Here is an 18193-nt window from a genome sequence, read left to right as displayed (position 1 = left end):
TGTATCCATGTTCTTTTTTGTAGCCCCGGTCACAGAATATGTACGAATAACCTGGTAGTATTCTTACTGGATAGTGCTGACTGGAAGAAACCGGCGGTCTGCGGGGTTATCATAAAAGTGAAGTTTTATGCCGCATTGCAGAAGAAAGAATCCCCCTATATTATACAATTTCTTCTATTAGGATCGGATGGGTTTATAGTAAAATATGATCAAACACAAGTCGATAGAGGGGAAATGTAGATGAAAAAAGAGCGAATGCCGTCAGGTTTGCGGTCATACTTGCTGGCAGCGGTTGTAATCGTCACAATGTTCTCGGCATGGATCATTTATGGTCCTTTAGTATCCGCAGCAGGAGAGTGGACGACAGGCGGGGGAGCGGCAGGCGATCCTCCTGCATTCGGAGGTGTTCCGACAGGAATGGACGTAGACCCGGTCAACGGTTTTTTATTTGTAGCCGATTACAGCAATCATAAAGTGAACATCTATGATGCGGACGGTATTATCAAGGGAACGCTCACCTCAGTGGATTTCACTGAACTGTTGGCTGTCAGGTTCGACGGCAATGATCTGTATATAACCGACAAGAACGATCTTTTCAAATACAACGTCCAATACTCGGGAACGTCCTACACGTTTAATCTGGCTGCAAAGTGGAATGGGGGGCTTTCATATCCTCAAGGTATTGCTATATTCGGAAATGACTTGTATGTAGCCGATACGAACAACAATCGCGTATTGAAGTTTAATAAAACAACCTTCAGCAGTTCCAGCGCCCCGACCATATGGTCAGGCGATCTGGATCCGGATCCGGAGATCACAACGACTCTACACTTGCCTACCGGTCTCGCCGCAGACAACTCCGGGGTGTATATTGCCGGTTTAAATGAGACAATCATGAAAGTCACTCCAAGCGGCACGGTTGAACTGGTTAAATCGCTCGAGTACCCGCGCGGGCTCCAAATTGCATCCGACGGATACCTTTATGCTGCAAGTGCGAACGGCGGTAATCTCGTCACAAGATTAAATAAAAACCTGGAAGTGGACGGGATTTTTTTTCAACAATTGACTAGTTATGTGGTAGTGAACGATATAGCGTTAGACACTGCAGGAGCGCTATATATGAGCCAAGAGTCTCAAGGCGTATCGGCTAACAACCAGGTGAAAAAGCTGACGATCGGTTCGCCCGATAACCGGTTGTCCGATTTAACGGTCTCCGCAGGTACACTGGATCCATTTCCATTCACATCTAATGTCTATGAGTATAGTACAACTGTTGGGAGCGGTATCGCCTCTATTAAGGTTAGACCTGTACTGGCGCATCCGGACGCTAGCGTTACTGTGAAGAACATGACCGTAACCAGCGGCAGTGAATCCAGCGATATAGCATTGATCATAGGAGATAACTACATTCCTGTTGAAGTAACAGCAGGGAACGGCACGAAGCGTACATATACGATCAAGGTGACCCGTTTACCGTCGTCGGACGCGACCCTGAGTGCGCTGACGATGAGCGCAGGAACGCTGAATGTCCCGTTCGCTCCCGGCACGACGACATATACGTCGTCTGTGGCGAATAGCGTCGCCTCGCTAAGCGTGACGCCTACGGTCGCGGACAGCTCGGCTACGGTGAAGGTAAATGGCAACGGGGCCACGAGCAGTAGCGCATATGGCCCGATCGCGCTGACGGTCGGACCGAACCCGATCACGATCGCCGTCACTGCGCAGGACGGTACGACGACGAAGGAATATACGATCACGGTGACTCGTGCACCGTCGGCGGAAGCGACGCTGAGCGCGTTGACGATGAGCGAAGGAACGCTGAATGTTCCGTTTGCGTCAGGTACAACGACGTACACGTCGTCTGTGGCCAATAGCGTTGCCTCGCTCAGCGTGACGCCGACGGTCGCGGATAGCACCGCTACGGTGAAGGTAAATGGCAACGGGGCCACGAGCGGCAGTGCATACGGTCCGATCTCGCTGGCGGTCGGTCCTAACCCGGTTACGATTACGGTTACCGCGCAGGACGGCACGACGAGGAAGGAATACACGATCACAGTAACCCGTGAGCCGTCGTCGGAAGCGACTCTGGGTGCGCTAACGATGAGCGCCGGAACGCTGAATGTCCCGTTCGCTCCCGGCACGACGACATATACGTCGTCTGTGGCGAATAGCGTCGCCTCGCTAAGCGTGACGCCTACGGTCGCGGACAGCACCACTATGGTGAAGGTGAACGGCAATTCGGCGACGAGCGGCAGCGCATATGGCCCGATCCCTTTAACGGTCGGTTCGAACCCGATTACGATTACGGTTACCGCGCAGGACGGCACGACGACGAAGGAATATACCATCACGGTAACCCGTGCTCCTTCAGCGGACGCGACCCTAAGCGAGCTGACGATCAGTCCCGGATCGCTGAACGAGCCGTTCGTGTCCGGTACGACCTCTTATACGGCATCGGTCGCGAACGATGTCAGCTCGATCAGCGTGACGGCGACCGTCGCGAATAGTACCGCATCGGTTAGAGTAAACGGCACCGAAACAGTCAGCGGCAGCGTGTACGGCCCGATTCCGCTGGCGGTCGGTCCGAACGCGATCACGATTACCGTCACCGCTCAGGACGGAGTCACGACGACTCCTTATACTATCACGGTGACCCGTGCACCGTCGGCAGACGCGACCCTAAGCGAGCTGACGATCAGTCCCGGATCGCTGAACGAGCCGTTCGTGTCCGGTACGACCTCTTATACGGCATCGGTCGCGAACGATGTCAGCTCGATCAGCGTGACGGCGACCGTCGCGAATAGTACCGCATCGGTTAGAGTAAACGGCACCGAAACAGTCAGCGGCAGCGTGTACGGCCCGATTCCGCTGGCGGTCGGTCCGAACGCGATCACGATTACCGTCACCGCTCAGGACGGAGTCACGACGACTCCTTATACTATCACGGTGACCCGTGCACCGTCGGCAGACGCGACCCTAAGCGAGCTGACGATCAGTCCCGGATCGCTGAACGAGACGTTCGTGTCCGGTACGACCTCCTATACGGCATCGGTCGCGAACGATGTCAGCTCGATCAGCGTGACGCCGACCGTCGCGAATAGTACCGCATCGGTGAAGGTAAACGGCGCCGAAACAGTCAGCGGCAGCGTGTACGGCCCGATCCCGCTGGCGGTAGGTGCGAACGCGATCACGATTACCGTCACCGCCCAGGACGGAGTCACGAAGACTCCTTATACCGTCACGGTGACACGGGCTCCGTCGGCAGACGCGACCCTAAGCGAGCTGACGATCAGTCCCGGATCGCTGAACGAGACGTTCGTGTCCGGTACGACCTCCTATACGGCATCGGTCGCGAACGATGTCAGCTCGATCAGCGTGACGCCGACCGTCGCGAATAGTACCGCATCGGTGAAGGTAAACGGCGCCGAAACAGTCAGCGGCAGCGTGTACGGCCCGATCCCGCTGGCGGTAGGTGCGAACGCGATCACGATTACCGTCACCGCCCAGGACGGAGTCACGAAGACTCCTTATACCGTCACGGTGACACGGGCTCCGTCGGCAGACGCGACCCTAAGCGAGCTGACGATCAGTCCCGGATCGCTGAACGAGACGTTCGTGTCCGGTACGACCTCCTATACGGCATCGGTTGCGAACGACGTCAGCTCGATCAGCGTGACGCCAAACGTCGCAAATAGCACCGCCTCGGTGAAGGTGAACGGCAATGCGGCGACGAGCGGCAGCGCATACGGCCCGATCCCGCTGGCGATCGGAGCGAACGCGATCACGGTTGCGGTCACAGCTCAGGACGGCACCACTACGAAGACATACACCGTCACCGTTACGCGAGCAGGCATTGTCAGTAGCAGGGAAGACGATTCAGCGCCTGTTGTTACCCCGCCGGTCATCGACCTGGGGGGAGGCGTCGTGCTCCACCCGGATCGCATCGACACCTCGAAGCCATCCGTTGTCTTGAACGTTACGCCTAAAGACGGTGTGGCCTATGTACGCATCCCGGCCTCTATATTAACCGGCTTGGAGGGTAAAAACGCCGGCTTTTTCCTCGAGATCAAGGCGCCTTACGGGAGCTACCAGGTACCGGTCCAATTGGCATCGCTTATCCCCGGACTTAAGGAGTTGCTGGGGAAATACAACCTAAAACCCGAGGACATCAGCTTCAAAGTTACATTGACCGACATGTCCGGAAACCGAAATATCCAAGGGGCATTCGAGAAGGGCTTGCCCGGTGGCCAGGTGCTGGGTGCGATCGTGAATTTTGACATCGAGATTCTGAACACAAACACAGGGCAATCGCTCGGAATGGCCGACTCATTCAGCCAATCGCTGAAGCGGGTAATCCCGATGCCGGGAACCCTGTCCGCCGTACCCGGTCAATGGGGGGCATTCCGTTATAATGAGACAGCAGGCACATTCGAATATGTTCCCGCCAAAATGGTACGGATCGAAGGAGTATGGTATGCAGCGATCAGCTCCTATTCCAACAGCGTATATGTGGTGGCTGAAAACAAGGCGAGCTTCACCGACGTGCAGCGGCACTGGAGCCGTCCGATGGTCGAACTGGCCGCGGCAAAAGGCCTGGTGGAAGGTTTTGGCGGCGGGGAATACAAGCCGGACCGGGCCGTAACGAGAGCGGAATTCACCGCTATGCTTGTACGGGCGCTGTCACGCGGCACCTCTCCTGACCCTGCGGCCCCATATGAAGATGTACGGCAAGAGGATTGGTACTATCGCGACGTAGCACGAGCCAAGGAGCTTGGCTTGCTCGGCTTTGTGAAAGGCAAAAGCTTCATGCCCGATCAGCCGCTGACGCGCGAGGAAATGGCCGGCATGCTGGCGGCCGCCGTGACGTTGGAACGGCTTACGGTCGCAACGGGATCCATAAGCCTGGAAGACTACGAGGATATCGGAGCCGTAAATCCGGCGTATATAGAGGCCGTTCAACTAATGGTCGAACTCCGCATCATGACGGGTACGAGCGACGAAACGTTTAATCCGAAGGGGGAAACGACGCGCGCTCAAGCAGCGACCGTGTTCATCCGATCTTTGCAAGCTCTTGGTATGATGGACTAAGTCCACATATAAGCATGCAGCAAGGAGGGGGCGGTTAGCCCTCGTTCTCTCATTAACGTATGTACCGTTCGTATTGCCCATTCAAAGGCTTTATCCTTGGAAACCCCCAAGCGATAAAAGCCTTTTTCCTTTGATCTTGGATTAGGGAGAGTACGGTTTTGAGAATTTCAAGTATTGTACTATGATAAACTTGATTCGCTTTTGATTCGGAGTAACGGTATGGGACAGTGCCTTTTACATTTACCTAGGGAGTGATAGAAATGGCGCGGGTTTTATTTATTAATGGCGGATCAGAGGGACATATCAATCCAACGATTGGAGTTGTACAGGAGCTTATTTCGCGTGGAGAAGAGGTAGTGTACTTTTCTATAGAAGCTTTTCGGGAGCGTATTGAGAAGACGGGGGCTTCCGTACGAACGTTTGACGATCAAAAATTTATAAAAGCCTTTATCTCAGGCGGAAGAGATTATTTACTCGAAAGAATCAACGGCCTTTTACTTACGGCGGATATAGTGATTCCAAGCGTGCTTGAACAGATCGAGGGAGAGCATTTTGATTACATCATCCATGATTCCATGTTCGGTTGCGGACGTTTGCTTGCTCAAATGCTTAAGCTTCCTGCAATCAACTCGTGTACTTCCTTTGCGCAGACCAAGGTATCGTTCGATAAAGTGATGGAGCAGTTTTCGAGAAATGTCCCTGCCGAAACAGCTGAACCTATAAACGATAAATTCAAAAGCTTGACGGCTATGGCGAAGGAGAAATATGGAGTGGAGATCCATTCTCCTTACGAAGTGTTTTGTAATCCTGCACCGCTTACAATCGTTTATACGGCAAGAGAGTTTCAACCTTATGGAGAAGCATTCGACCAATCTTATAAATTTGTAGGCCCATCCATCTCTTCACGATTAACTTCAGCAAACTTCGACTTCTCTGCAATCAAGGGGAAAAATCCAATTTACATTTCACTGGGTACAGTTTTTAACCAAGCGATTGACTTCTATAAGCTTTGTTTGGAGGCATTTGGGAACACTGAGCATACTGTTGTCCTGTCTATCGGAGGGAAAACCCAAATTTCGGATCTGGGGGAAATTCCCAAAAACTTCATCGTAAAAAATTACGTTCCCCAAACGGAAGTGCTGCAATACACCAAATTATTCATTACGCATGGCGGAATGAACAGTACCCATGAAGGACTTTATTACGGGGTTCCGTTAATTGTCCTCCCACAAAGCGCGGATCAGCCGGTAATTGCGGAGCAAGTCGCCAATATCGGAGCGGGAGTTCGATTACAAATGCAAGGCCTGACTGCAAATCAACTGCGTGAAGCCGCAGATCATGTGTTAAGCCTGTCCGCTTTCAAGAAGTCTGTTGCAAAGATTAGGGAAACGTTTCGAAAATCAGGCGGGTATCGTCAGGCTGTTGATGAGATTTTCGAATTTAAAAATCAATATCATATTGAAATATAAATGGCTTTTACCCTTGATGAGTATGAGGTTCGGATTGTCATGATTACATCGTGAAAGTGATACTTGACACGACGGTGGATATTATGCGAAGTTACTGGTGTTGAATAGGTTAAAGCGCGAAGCGGGGGAAGGTGAACCACTCTGAAAGCGAATCGGATGGAAGCGTTCAGCGATGGCGTGCTGGCGATCATCATTACGATCATGGTGTTGGAATTTAAAGTGCCGGAAGGCCATGATTGGAAAGCGCTGGTCGAACTCGGCCCGAAGATTCTTAGTTATATTTTCAGTTTTGTATATGTCGGCATCTACTGGAACAATCATCATCATCTGCTGCACATGGTTCGAACGATGAACGGGCGGTTGATGTGGCTCAACTTGCTGCTTTTATTCTGGTTATCCCTTGTGCCGTTCACGACCGCTTGGATGGGGGAAAGCTATTTTGCAGCTACTCCAACGGCGCTATACGGTTTTATTCTACTACTCGCAGCACTTTCATACTGGCTGCTTCAGCGCGCGATTATTAACCAGCATTCCAGCGATTCCTCATTCATTCTGGCAATGGGAAAAGACTGGAAGGGGAGATTGTCTCCCTTGCTCTACTTGATCGCGGCCTTGACAGCATATGTGAGTCCTTGGATATCCGGCTTTTTCTTTGTACTTGTCGCCGTGGTCTGGTTCGTGCCGGATAAGCGAATCGAGCAGGCTCTGCGAGGCCATTAACCAATATAAGAAATGGCTTAAGGCGAAATGTTCAGTCGCGAAGTCTCCAAAACCGGGAGGTTATGGAGGCTTTTTTGTGCTGCCGTTCTTATGATCTATGCCATAACATGAGCGACGGCTTGTTGCGTCAAAACTAGGCTTATTCAACTATTCCGCCTGTAGTCCTGTTAAGTTAAACTATAATTCAAGTAACGTTCAGCTCGTTCCTGTGTAAATAGGAGACGGGCAACGCATGTAAACACTCCTTATTGGCGGTGAGGAAAGAAATGGACAGATTAAAGAACGGCGGATTTTATAAACTAAAATTTTTTATATCGCCGGAAGAGTTTAGGAACGTTTTGAAGCTTTTTGAACATAAGCAGGCGCAATTCCATCTTACCGATTACGCTCAGACAAAACATGATCATAATCAGGTATATGAGGCGTATGAAGCGTTTTATCGGTATTTTGCGTCAGGGGAAAAAAGGAACGACGTTCGCCCCTTCTTTGTTTATTCCATTTCAGTTGCTTCGGATCATGAAAAGTCCGGATTTTTTGCGAGAAATGAAGGTGTCCATTTTCCCTATTTCGGACAATGGGCGGAGGATGAACTGCCGTGTATCGTGCTTTCATTTCCTAAAGGCTTTCAAATCGATTTGGAAGATGCAAAAGGAAAATACTATATTTATGAGGATATCCGGAACCATAAGCCGTTAACGTATACGTTTTTCGAAGAGATAACGGGTCATATCAAAAAGATGACAAAGCCGCTCCGCTTCGCGGCGCATGACTCGGAAGCTATGAAGGAGCAAAAGCCGTCAGTTCGCATGAGCCGCGATGCGGTTCAAGACATGAGCAAATCATGGATTTCCACTAAATACGGACTTATGATTAACGATAGATAGGAGGCGTAACGAATGCCTATGAAATGGAAGAGAAGGGTTCTGATCAATAATCCCGATGTATTGGACCCGGTTCAGATCGAGCAGGACTTGCGCAGCGGCAACCATGTTATTGTCCAGTTCTCCCATCCGGAGTTTTACGGCTCCATATTGGAGGAGGTAGATGAGCTTTGCGAACGTTGGGATGAAAATTTCGGCGTGCGTTTTTACGGCCATTATTCTCTATCTTTTGATTGTCATACCCTCTTGCGGATTCCCCATGTCAAAATGCTGCAGCTCAATAGTCTCGGCAAGGCGCATAACACCGAAGCTTTGGCCAAGCTGAATCACTTGTACAGTTTGAGCCTAGGCATATACGAGCTGGAAAATTCGGACATTCTGGGCATAGACACGCTGCGGTCTCTTAGAATTTTAAACATCATGTCGGAGAAAAAGATCCTCAACCTGCACTACTTTAAAGAGTATTCGCATCTGGAACATTTGCATATCGGAGGCAAGGTTAAAAACCTTGATGCTATAGGCGATCTGGAGGGCTTGAATTATCTCGCACTGCATTCGATCAGCAAAATGCCGTTGCATTTTGTTAACCGGTTGAGGAAGCTGAAGCACCTTCGCATTTTGCTTGGAGGTCGGGAGCATATTCAGGAAATCGAAGAAAATGAAATCGAGGACCTGGAGATCTGCAGGGTCCGCGGTTTTCATGACCTGACCAATATAACGGCCTTCCGGGCGTTAAAAGAGCTTGTGATCGAGGATCAAATTCAGCTGCGTGAAATCGGCTTTGACCGGGAGATGAAGGCGCTGGAGGAGCTCTCCGTCATGAATTGCAAAGGCTTGAACAGTTTGGCGGGCATGGAGCAATTATGTTCGCTGCGCAAGCTCCGTATTTTCAAAACCGCAGTCGATTTTGATTCCTTTATCCGTCAAAAACTTCCGAGTTCATTATCTATGGTGGAGTTTGCAACTGCCAAAAGCAAAGTAGACCAAGACATACAAGAAGCATTAATAAAGCTGGGTTATCAAAAATGGAGCATGACCTGAGACCGGGTATGTGCGGTATAGAGTGCCTGCGGGAACAGCCCTGTTCATTTTCAAAATGACCAGTTTCGGCAATCTCGAGGAATGTTGAAGGTTTTGTGGAATAGTGTTGGAATGGAGATTTTTCTAGGAGGGGCGACTTGTGCCAAACATAAAGGTTCTGATTGCCGACGACAATTCTTTTATTAGCGAAGGGATGAAAATCATATTAGGCACGTTCGAGGGTTTCGAGGTAGTCGCAACGGTTCAGAACGGCCGGGAGGCAGTGGCATACTGCGAACAGCATGAGGTCGATGTTGCGCTGCTCGATGTTCGGATGCCGGAGATGAACGGTGTGGAAGCGACCCGGCTAATTACGGAACGGACGGCAACGCGACCGTTAATATTGACGACGTTCGATGATGACGAATACATAGTTGATGCGATCGCCAACGGAGCAAGAGGGTATTTGCTTAAAAATAATGACCCCGATCGAATTTGCGATGCGATTAGAACCGTATATTACGGCCATAGCGTACTGCAGGATACGGTAATGGAGAAATTGAAATCGGGAGTTGCCGGTACAAAAAATGAAAGCAATCAAAATGCGGCTGCGCCCGACCAGGGGAGCGGAATCGACCGCAGTTTATTCACGGAAAGAGAGCTCAACGTTATGGCGCTGATTGCCAAAGGCAGGACGAACAAGGAGATTTCCAATCAGCTCTTTCTATCGGAAGGAACCGTCGCCAATCATGTTACCTCCATACTTGGGAAGACAGGACTTACGCACCGCACGCAAATTGCCATCTATTATTTGACAGGGGAACTGACCTGATGCGTGATGCCACCGAAGTACAGGAACTGTGGTCGATTGGTTATAAAGCGGCTTTGCTGTTATTTGCTGTCCGTCCCTTTGTGACGTCCGACTCGAGCCTTACGCCTTGGGTCGTTTTTTACCTGTTGCTATATCTCAGTTCGAATTTGCTGTTCTACATCATTAAGAAAGAAAGCGTTCGCCCCGCAGCCGCCGCGCTAATCATAGCGATAGTATTTTCCGTTGCGCTCCAGGACTACCCGCTGTTTTTTATTCTGCTTCCGGTTCATGTCTACGAGTTATCGTCTATGTTTGCCGGCAAAAAAGGGATAGCGGCATTCCTCCTTATGTTGATTCCTCTGATTTTCGTACCCCCTCAGCTGCTTCCCTTGTACATGCTGATTGCTTTAGTGACGCTTATGTATTTTTCAATGTTCGAGAGGTTCGGCGGCAAGCTGCGGGAGCAAAGCGCCGGTCTGGATCGGATGCGCAACGACTTGGACAGGCTGCAAACCCGGCTGCGGGAAAATGACGAGTTTCTGCGGCAAACGGAATATACGCATAAGCTGGAGGAGCGGAACCGGCTATCCCAGAACATTCACGATAACATCGGACACGCGATGACCGGGGCGCTTATCCAGATGGAGGCGGCAAAGCGATTAATTCGAACGGATCCCGGCAAATCGGCGTCGCTGCTGGATAACGCCATCCATATATCGAAAGAAGGCATCGAGAGCATTCGTTCCGATCTCAAAAGGATGAAGCCGGCAACGGAGCAGCTGGGCATCAACCGCATGAAATTGTTCATCGATGAGTTTTCCGCCAAGCATGCCGTTAAAACCATACTGACACATGAAGGAAACATCGATTCGATCACACCGATTCAATGGAAAATTATTATGGAGAACGGCAGGGAAGCGTTAACCAATATGCTGAAGTATTCAGGTGCTGCTAGCGTCTCCATCCGCATTCAGGTGCTTAATACGTTGATTAAATTCGAGGTTTCCGATAACGGCAAAGGAACACAGAAGCTGATCAAAGGCTTAGGGATCATCGGGATGGAGGAAAGGGCTGCAAGCGTGAACGGCAAGGTTGTCGTCGACGGATCGCACGGCTTTTCGGTTACCACCTTGCTCCCCTATGGTGAAAAGTAATGATTCGAGCGTTCCAAATGATGAAATTTCTCATGGATATAGGATGAACTTGTGCACTGTCGCAGGTACATCCTTTTTCATTATACTGAGATCATCTTAAAGAATGGATGGGAGTGGAACAGATGAACGTGCTCGAAATGAAACAGCTCACCAAGAAATTCGGGGAATTCATCGCCGTGGATCATATATCTATGTCCATAAAGGAAGGAGAAATATTCGGCTTTCTGGGAGCGAACGGAGCCGGCAAAAGCACGACGATCAACATGATCGCCTCCTTGCTCCGCATTACGAAAGGCGAAATTCTAGTATTGGGCAAAAGCATATCCCAAAACGCCAAATTTGCGAGATCGAACATCGGGATCGTCCCCCAGGAAATTGCGATTTACGAGGATATGACGGCATATGAGAATGTTCATTTTTTTGCGGGATTGTATGGCCTGAGGGGCTCCGAATTAAAAGAAAGAACGGTTGAGGCGCTGGAATTCGTCGGTCTTGGCGATAAACATTCGGGCTACCCTCGAAACTTCTCGGGAGGTATGAAGCGAAGGCTGAACATTGCATGCGCGATCGCTCACAGGCCTAAGCTGCTCATTATGGATGAACCGACCGTAGGGATTGATCCGCATTCGAGAAACTATATTTTGGACTCCGTGAGGAAGCTGAACGGGATGGGCTGTACGGTCATTTACACCAGCCATTATATGGAGGAGGTAGAGGAGATCTGTACACGAATCGCCATTATCGATCACGGCAAGATCATTGCGGAAGGAACGAAGAAAGAGCTCGAGGCGATCGTAACGAACCAGAAAAACATTTGGATCGAAGTGCGGTCGGCAGAGCAGTTGAATATAAGCAAGCTGCAGGAAGTAGCCGGTGTAAACAAGGTTGAAATCGAAGATCGGATTTTGAAGTTCAGTTCCGATGCCGAGGTTAATAATTTAAACCGAATCATCCAGCTGTTGATGGCCGATCATATCGAAATTCGTTCCGTGGAGGAGCGGGAGCCCAATCTGGAGACGGTGTTCCTTACGTTGACCGGCAGAAGCTTGCGGGATTGACCCTGAACGAAGCTAGAAGGAGGCGGGAAATTTGAACGTATGGCGTATTGCACTCAAGGAAATAAAAGCGGTTAGAGACATCAAGACGATCGTTTTCTTAATCCTGACGCCGGTACTGATTATCCTTATACTGGGGGCCGTGCTTACGAATGCTTTTAACGGAAGCGTGACGGTCGGAGACATTCGTGTTTTATATAAAATAAACGGCTCGGGATCGGAGCTTACGAAATCCTGGAACGTTTTCGCCGATCAAGCGAGCAAATCCGGCATGACGCTTGAGCCCGCTAACGAGAATACGGACGGTAAGCTGGAAGTCGCTAACAATCGGTACGTCGGCTATGTCGAAATTTCGGATGGAGGACTGAACTATTACGGAAATAGCTCAAGTCCGGTCGAAAGCGGTATTGCCCAAGGGTTGCTTACGGCTTTCGCAAATCGTTACAAGCTTGCATCGGTAGCGGCGGATAACAGCGATCAAGCAGCTTTGATGTCCGGGAACGGGAGTCCGGATTATGTGCGGGAAACTTCGCTGAATGCGGCTAGACAACCGCGCGCTTTGGACTATTATGCCATAGCGATGGTGACCATGATTATTATGTACAGCGCTCTATCGGCAGCCGACATGTTCAGTAGCGAACGAAAACGCAATACATCCGCCCGGCTGCTTGCGGCACCTATTTCAAAAGCGGAGATTTTCGCAGGGAAAGTCGCGGGAAACCTGCTGATGAACGTCATATGTACCGTAATCGTAGTTCTCGTCTGCAAATATATGTTTAATGTGTATTGGGGAGAGAATTTGGGTCTTGTCTTTCTTGTGTTGATAACTGAAATCATATTCGCCTTAAGTGTTGGACTTGGTTTTAGTTATCTCCTAAAGGGAAAAGCCGCAGGTTCGGTCATCATGATGGTGATCCAGGCGGGCGCGTTTGTGGGCGGTTCGTACTTTCCGGTTGCGGAGATGACGGGGGTGATGAGGACAATCACTCAATTTTCACCGCTTGAGTGGTCGAATACGGGTATTCTTCAAATCATTTATGGGGACGGCTGGTCTGCCGCCGCGAAGGCTATACTGCTTAACCTCGGGTTTTCCGTGTTCCTGTTAAGCGCGGCGGCGATCATCATGCGCAGACGGGAGGGGTTGTAACATGAAGGATACGATATGGCTGATCCGAAAAACAGGTATATCAACTTTCAAAAACTATAAAAATTGGTTACTATATTTTGTTTTACCCGTATTGGCTATTGGCCTTGCCGTTCTGACCCGCGGCCAATCCGGAGACATGCAAGTAAAGATCGGGTATTTGAATAACGATAGCGGGCAGGTCATGACACAGGATATGATTGCGTTCATCGAACGGTTGGATTCCGTGCTGCTTAGCGAGATAAAGGAATCGGAAGTAAAGGACAAGGTGGTATCGGGCGATTTGGATGCAGCGCTTATTTTTCCGGCCGGCTTCGCCCAAAGCTTAAAGAGCGGTACGCCCGAATCGGTTCAAATCGTGTCGATTAAAGGAGCGGAGATTACCGGATATGTGAAGTCGAGCCTTAATCAATATATCGACAATATGGCTTCTATTACCGATATGGCTGGAGGAGACGGGGCTGCATTTGAGGCCATGTACGCGGATTTTCAAAATTCCGGTTTCCATGTAACCGCCGAAACCATAGAGGATCGGTCGGTCAATTATAGAAAGTCGAATCAATCGATGGGGTATTTGATCGTGCTCATGCTGTTCGCGGCCGCAAGTCTGTCAGGGATCCTTATTAAAGAAAGAGAAAACAGAACGTATCATCGCATCATCACTTCGCCTGTCAAGGCAAGAACCTATGTGATTTCCAATATTCTTGTCAATCTGGCCGTCATGGTTGCACAAATCGCGATAACGCTAGTGGTCATGATCGAGATCTTCCGTGTGGATCCGGGTTTACCGTATTGGAAAATGTTTTTGATCTTGGGGTTATTCGCTCTCGTGGCGATCAGCCTGTCTCTGGCGATTATGGCGTTCTCCAAAAGCTCGATGGCGGCTAACGCGGTTCAGAATATACTGTTTCTGCCGACCTGTCTCCTTGCCGGGTGTATGTTTCCAATCGAGATTATGCCGGCAATGATGCAGAAAATCGCCTATTTCCTTCCCCAATACTGGGTGCTCGACTCATTCGGCAAGCTGCAGGAGGGGAATTCCTTAGGGGTCGTATATGTTAACCTGCTGATCCTTGTCGCTTTTGCCATTACGCTATCCTTAATAACGATTTATAAATTCAGCAAAAATAATGATACGCGAAGTTATATATAAAGGCGGGGGCGGAATCTAAATCGGCTGTTCGGCTAACGCGAGATATAGAGGCAGGCGCTGTACGATCGAGATGGACCGCCACCCTCAATGTAAACCATACCCTTCCAAGGCCACAAGCCAAATGTGGAGTATTTTATTTCCTGGAAGACCATACTTTTTACAATGGTGTGGTAAGATGTGGAATAAGGGAGGGACGTTTCCATGGAACTTCAAGAAATCAAGCAAAACCTGAAAGAAACGAGAGACGATTTGCTGGAAATGATTAAAGATCTGAGCGAAGAGCAGTTGAACAAACGGAAGGACCCCGGCAGCTGGAGTATCGGCCAGGTGTGCCAGCACTTGAGTAAAACAGAGGAATTATATGTTATAGCGATAAGAAAAGGATTAAAGAGCAATGAAGATTCAACTGTAGAACATAAACCGTTAGAGTTCCTGCTTGATCGGAGTAATAAATGGGAGGCCCCCGACATTGCCAGACCGACGGACGAAATTTGGCGTGCCGAAGAAATCATTGAAAAGCTCAACCAATCGCGAGAGAGGCTGCTTGAACTATTAGATACAGTAGAAGACCCGTCCTTGCTGAGCAGAAGACATTTTACACATCCGGTCTTTAAAGAGATGTTATTGCTGGAATGGGTTAGATCGCTGTATTTACATGAACAAAGACATATGGAACAAATTAAAGAGGGACTGATATAAGGAAGACGCCGCACAACGGCCTTAACGAAGAGGGGACCCCGGAAAATCCGGAGTCCCCGATTGCTATTTACGTAGTAATAGAAGAAAACCCACTGTAGACCATACAAAGGCTGTCGTTCGGCTTCAAAGAAACCGGATTTCCCGGAAGCTTCGCTGGGATTCGTAGGTGCCCAAAATGATTTCCAGCGAATGCTTGCCGTCTTCCCCGGTGACGACAGGGCTGCGATCCTCCAAAACCGCGAGCGCCATGTCGCGAATTTGAGCCGCATGCCCGTCCGGAATGACGTCGAACGCCGGGAAGGTCGGGATTTCGATCGATTCTCCGATCAGCTCCATGGCGGTAATGCGGTCGCTTGTCAGTTCGATCGTGCCCTTCTCGCCATGGAGCAGGATCCGGTGCTCGTCCTGTTTATACGCCGTTGTCGTCGCTTCAATGGAGCCGAGAGCGCCGCTCTTATATTGCAGCGAGACGACCGCCGTATCCTCGACCTCGATATCCCGAAGCACGTTGCGCGCGTAGCCGGTCAAGGCGGCAACCGGACCGGCCAGCCACTGCAGCAGGTCGACCGTGTGAATGCCTTGGTTCATCATCGCACCGCCGCCGTCCATCGCCCACGTTCCGCGCCAGCCGGCGCTGTCATAGTAAGCCTGGTCGCGGTAAAACTTGACGTAGCCGGAGCATAAACTCAGCTTGCCGAGCCGTCCATCGTCCAGCAGCTTCTTGACGAACTGCGACGCCGGCGACATGCGGCGGGGGAAAATCGTCGCAAGCTTGACGCCCATCGTATCGCAAGCCTCCACCATGCGGTCGGCATCGGGCAGCGTAATCGCCATCGGCTTTTCGCAGACGATATGCTTGCCGGCCTCTGCGGCTTGAATCGTCTGCTCCGCGTGCAGTCCGCTCGGCGTACACAGGCAGACGACGTCAATCGTCGGGTCGGCCAGCAGCTGCCGGTAATCCGAGTATGCGGTTACTCCGTACGAGGCCCCGAATTCCTCAGCCCGTCTTACGTTCATATCGCATACCGCAACGAGCTCCGCCTCCGGCGCCCGTTCAATTCCGATAAAATGGCTTTGTGCGATGCCGCCGCAGCCGACGACGGCAAACCGCACCTTGCGCTTCGTTTCGTTCATGGAGTTATCTCACCTTTCGTTATCGTTGTTACTCGACGAGCCCCGTCCGCTCCACGCCTTCGACGAACCAGCGCTGCGCGAGCATGTAGACAAGCAGCGGCGGCATGATAATGAGGAAGCTGGCAGCCATCCGGATCGTTTCGTTCAAGTCGAAGCCGGCCTCCGCATCGGGATACAGCCCGGACAACACCTTGTTCAAATTGAACAAGCTGAGCGAGAGAGGCAAATCTTTGCCGCCCAGCATCATGCCGGTCACGAACGTTTCGTTCCAGTGCCAGACGAAGGAGAACAGGAAGACGACCAGGATTGCCGGCTTCGCGAGCGGAATCATGACGCGCCAATAAACGCGGAAGGGACCGGCCCCGTCGATCAGAGCGGCATCCTCCAGCTCTCTGGGCAGCGTCATGAAAAACTGCCTGAAAATAATGACGAACAGCGCACCTCTGATCCCATGGCCGAGCATCGCCGGCAAAATGACGCCCCAATGCGTACCGAGCAGTCCCAAGTTTTTGAACAGCACGTACAGCGGAATGATGAGCGTCTGCGGCGGGATGAGGAAGCTGAAGACGAGCAGCGCGAACAGGATGTTTTTGCCGGGAAATTTCAGCCTCGCGAATGCGTAGCCGGCTATGGAGCAGAAGACGACCTGCCCGACAGCCGACAATCCGGCTATAATGAGGCTGTTCTGGAGCGCCTCCGGGAACCTGAGCCCCTGCCAGGCCAGCTTCAGGTTATCCGACTGGAACGCGGAAGGAATCCATTTGACCGTCGGGTCGAGCAAGTCCGCCGTCGTCTTGAACATCGTCGAAAGCATGTACAGGAACGGCGTCAAATACATGAACGCGATATCCGCCAGGACGAGATACAAGATCAGCAGCGCAATCATCCCTTTGCGTTCCCGGTCACCGAACAGCATCAAGCGCACACGATCGAGTAAGGTTCTTCCTACCATGGCATATTCCTACCTTTCTCCCGAGTAATGAACGAATTTGCGGGACGCTCCGAGCACGAGCAGCAGCAGCAGGAATACGATGGAGAAGTAAATCCAGCCCTGCGCGCTGGCATAGCCGTACCCCAGCGTGGGCACCGACATGTTCGTCACGATCATGTTCAGCACCGGGTTGAGCAGCGGCACCGTAAACATGTCTACGATCGTGTAGACGACGTTGAGCAGAATGAACGGCGTCAGGGCGGGCAGCGTAATTTTCCAGAACATTTCCCAAGGCGTCGCCCCGTCGATCAGCGAAGCTTCGTATACGCTCGTGCCGATCGTCTGCAGCCCTGCCAAATAAAGCAGAATTTGCACCCCGGAATACCACAAAATGACGACGAACAGATTAAGCACGGTCAATATCGGATCGGCCCAAAACGTCGGCACGTTCGCTGATACGAAGCCTGCAATGTCGTATTTGTTCAGCATGTCGAGGCTGCCCGCCTTCTGGTTGAAAATTTCCGACAGCACCTGGCCGGTGCTGAATATGACCGGAAGGAAGAAGACGGCGCGGAAAGCAAGCCTCCCCCGGAATTTCATGTTCAGCAGAATGGCCACGAACAGCGAAAACAGGACGATAATCGGAATGACCAGCAGCGTGTTTTTTACTATGCCGGCAAGCGCGGTGATAAACGTGTTGTCGGAGAGGAACGCATAGGAATAATTTTCCCATCCCTTGAATTCGAACTTCATGCCGTCGCCGGTAAATCGAACCTTCTGAAAGCTCATATAGAGAGAAAAGCCGAGCGGGAACAACACGAAAAGCCCGAGGCCGATCAGCCAGGGGATGAGAAAAAGATACCCCGAGATCGCCTGCTGCGTCTCGATCGACAGGCGGGATCGCCTTTTGCGCCATGATGAATTGACCTGCATG

General features: G+C 50.8%; 14 protein-coding genes. 11 read left to right on the top strand and 3 right to left on the bottom strand.

The features are described 5' to 3' along the window. The first annotated feature begins 240 nt into the window (after positions 1–240). The 11 genes from DQG23_RS20800 to DQG23_RS20750 all read left to right on the top strand — a co-directional run bounded on the left by DQG23_RS20800 (position 241) and on the right by DQG23_RS20750 (position 15194). A complete protein-coding gene (locus DQG23_RS20800; protein ID WP_113032801.1) occupies positions 241–5088 on the top strand; it encodes a cadherin-like beta sandwich domain-containing protein in 4848 nt (1615 codons plus the stop codon). A gap of 260 nt (positions 5089–5348) precedes the next feature. Continuing rightward, a complete protein-coding gene (locus DQG23_RS20795; protein WP_113032800.1) occupies positions 5349–6557 on the top strand; it encodes a macrolide family glycosyltransferase in 1209 nt (402 codons plus the stop codon). Between the two features lie 141 nt (positions 6558–6698). Continuing rightward, a complete protein-coding gene (locus DQG23_RS20790; protein ID WP_113032799.1) occupies positions 6699–7277 on the top strand; it encodes a TMEM175 family protein in 579 nt (192 codons plus the stop codon). A gap of 266 nt (positions 7278–7543) precedes the next feature. Next, positions 7544–8161, top strand: coding sequence for a hypothetical protein (locus tag DQG23_RS20785; protein WP_113032798.1), 618 nt, complete (start codon positions 7544–7546; stop codon positions 8159–8161). 12 nt (positions 8162–8173) lie between these two features. Continuing rightward, positions 8174–9199, top strand: coding sequence for a hypothetical protein (locus DQG23_RS20780; protein ID WP_113032797.1), 1026 nt, complete (start codon positions 8174–8176; stop codon positions 9197–9199). Positions 9200–9338: 139 nt separating this feature from the next. After that, positions 9339–10010: a response regulator transcription factor gene (locus tag DQG23_RS20775; RefSeq protein ID WP_113032796.1), complete on the top strand. Its 672-nt coding sequence runs from the start codon at positions 9339–9341 to the stop codon at positions 10008–10010. Next, entirely contained in the window at positions 10010–11143 is a 1134-nt protein-coding gene (locus tag DQG23_RS20770) for a sensor histidine kinase (RefSeq protein WP_113032795.1), read from the top strand. Before DQG23_RS20775 ends, DQG23_RS20770 begins: the two co-directional genes overlap by 1 nt. Positions 11144–11265: 122 nt before the next feature. After that, a complete protein-coding gene (locus tag DQG23_RS20765) occupies positions 11266–12201 on the top strand; it encodes an ABC transporter ATP-binding protein (RefSeq protein ID WP_113032794.1) in 936 nt (311 codons plus the stop codon). Positions 12202–12232: 31 nt separating this feature from the next. Next, positions 12233–13345 (top strand): ABC transporter permease, encoded by a 1113-nt coding sequence (locus DQG23_RS20760; protein WP_113032793.1) that lies wholly within the window; start codon positions 12233–12235, stop codon positions 13343–13345. Between the two features lies 1 nt (position 13346). Continuing rightward, complete coding sequence (locus DQG23_RS20755) at positions 13347–14495, top strand: ABC transporter permease (RefSeq protein WP_113032792.1); 1149 nt, start codon at positions 13347–13349, stop codon at positions 14493–14495. Positions 14496–14696: 201 nt separating this feature from the next. Beyond that, a complete protein-coding gene (locus DQG23_RS20750) occupies positions 14697–15194 on the top strand; it encodes a DinB family protein (RefSeq protein WP_113032791.1) in 498 nt (165 codons plus the stop codon). A gap of 123 nt (positions 15195–15317) precedes the next feature. Here DQG23_RS20750 and DQG23_RS20745 read toward each other — a convergent pair whose 3' ends face one another. The 3 genes from DQG23_RS20745 to DQG23_RS20735 are packed head-to-tail and all read right to left on the bottom strand — an operon-like array spanning position 15318 to position 18192. Then, on the bottom strand, positions 15318–16328 hold the full coding sequence (locus tag DQG23_RS20745) for a Gfo/Idh/MocA family protein (RefSeq protein ID WP_113032790.1): 1011 nt from the start codon (positions 16326–16328) through the stop codon (positions 15318–15320). 28 nt (positions 16329–16356) lie between these two features. Next, entirely contained in the window at positions 16357–17280 is a 924-nt protein-coding gene (locus DQG23_RS20740) for a carbohydrate ABC transporter permease (RefSeq protein WP_113032789.1), read from the bottom strand. Positions 17281–17289: 9 nt separating this feature from the next. Then, entirely contained in the window at positions 17290–18192 is a 903-nt protein-coding gene (locus tag DQG23_RS20735) for a carbohydrate ABC transporter permease (RefSeq protein WP_113032788.1), read from the bottom strand. Position 18193: the final 1 nt, after the last annotated feature.

This window comes from Paenibacillus contaminans (assembly GCF_003285015.1).
GTDB lineage: Bacteria > Bacillota > Bacilli > Paenibacillales > NBRC-103111 > Paenibacillus_V > Paenibacillus_V contaminans.
The sequence above is the reverse complement of the archived record's forward strand: the minus strand, read 5'-3'. Positions and strand labels throughout refer to the sequence as shown.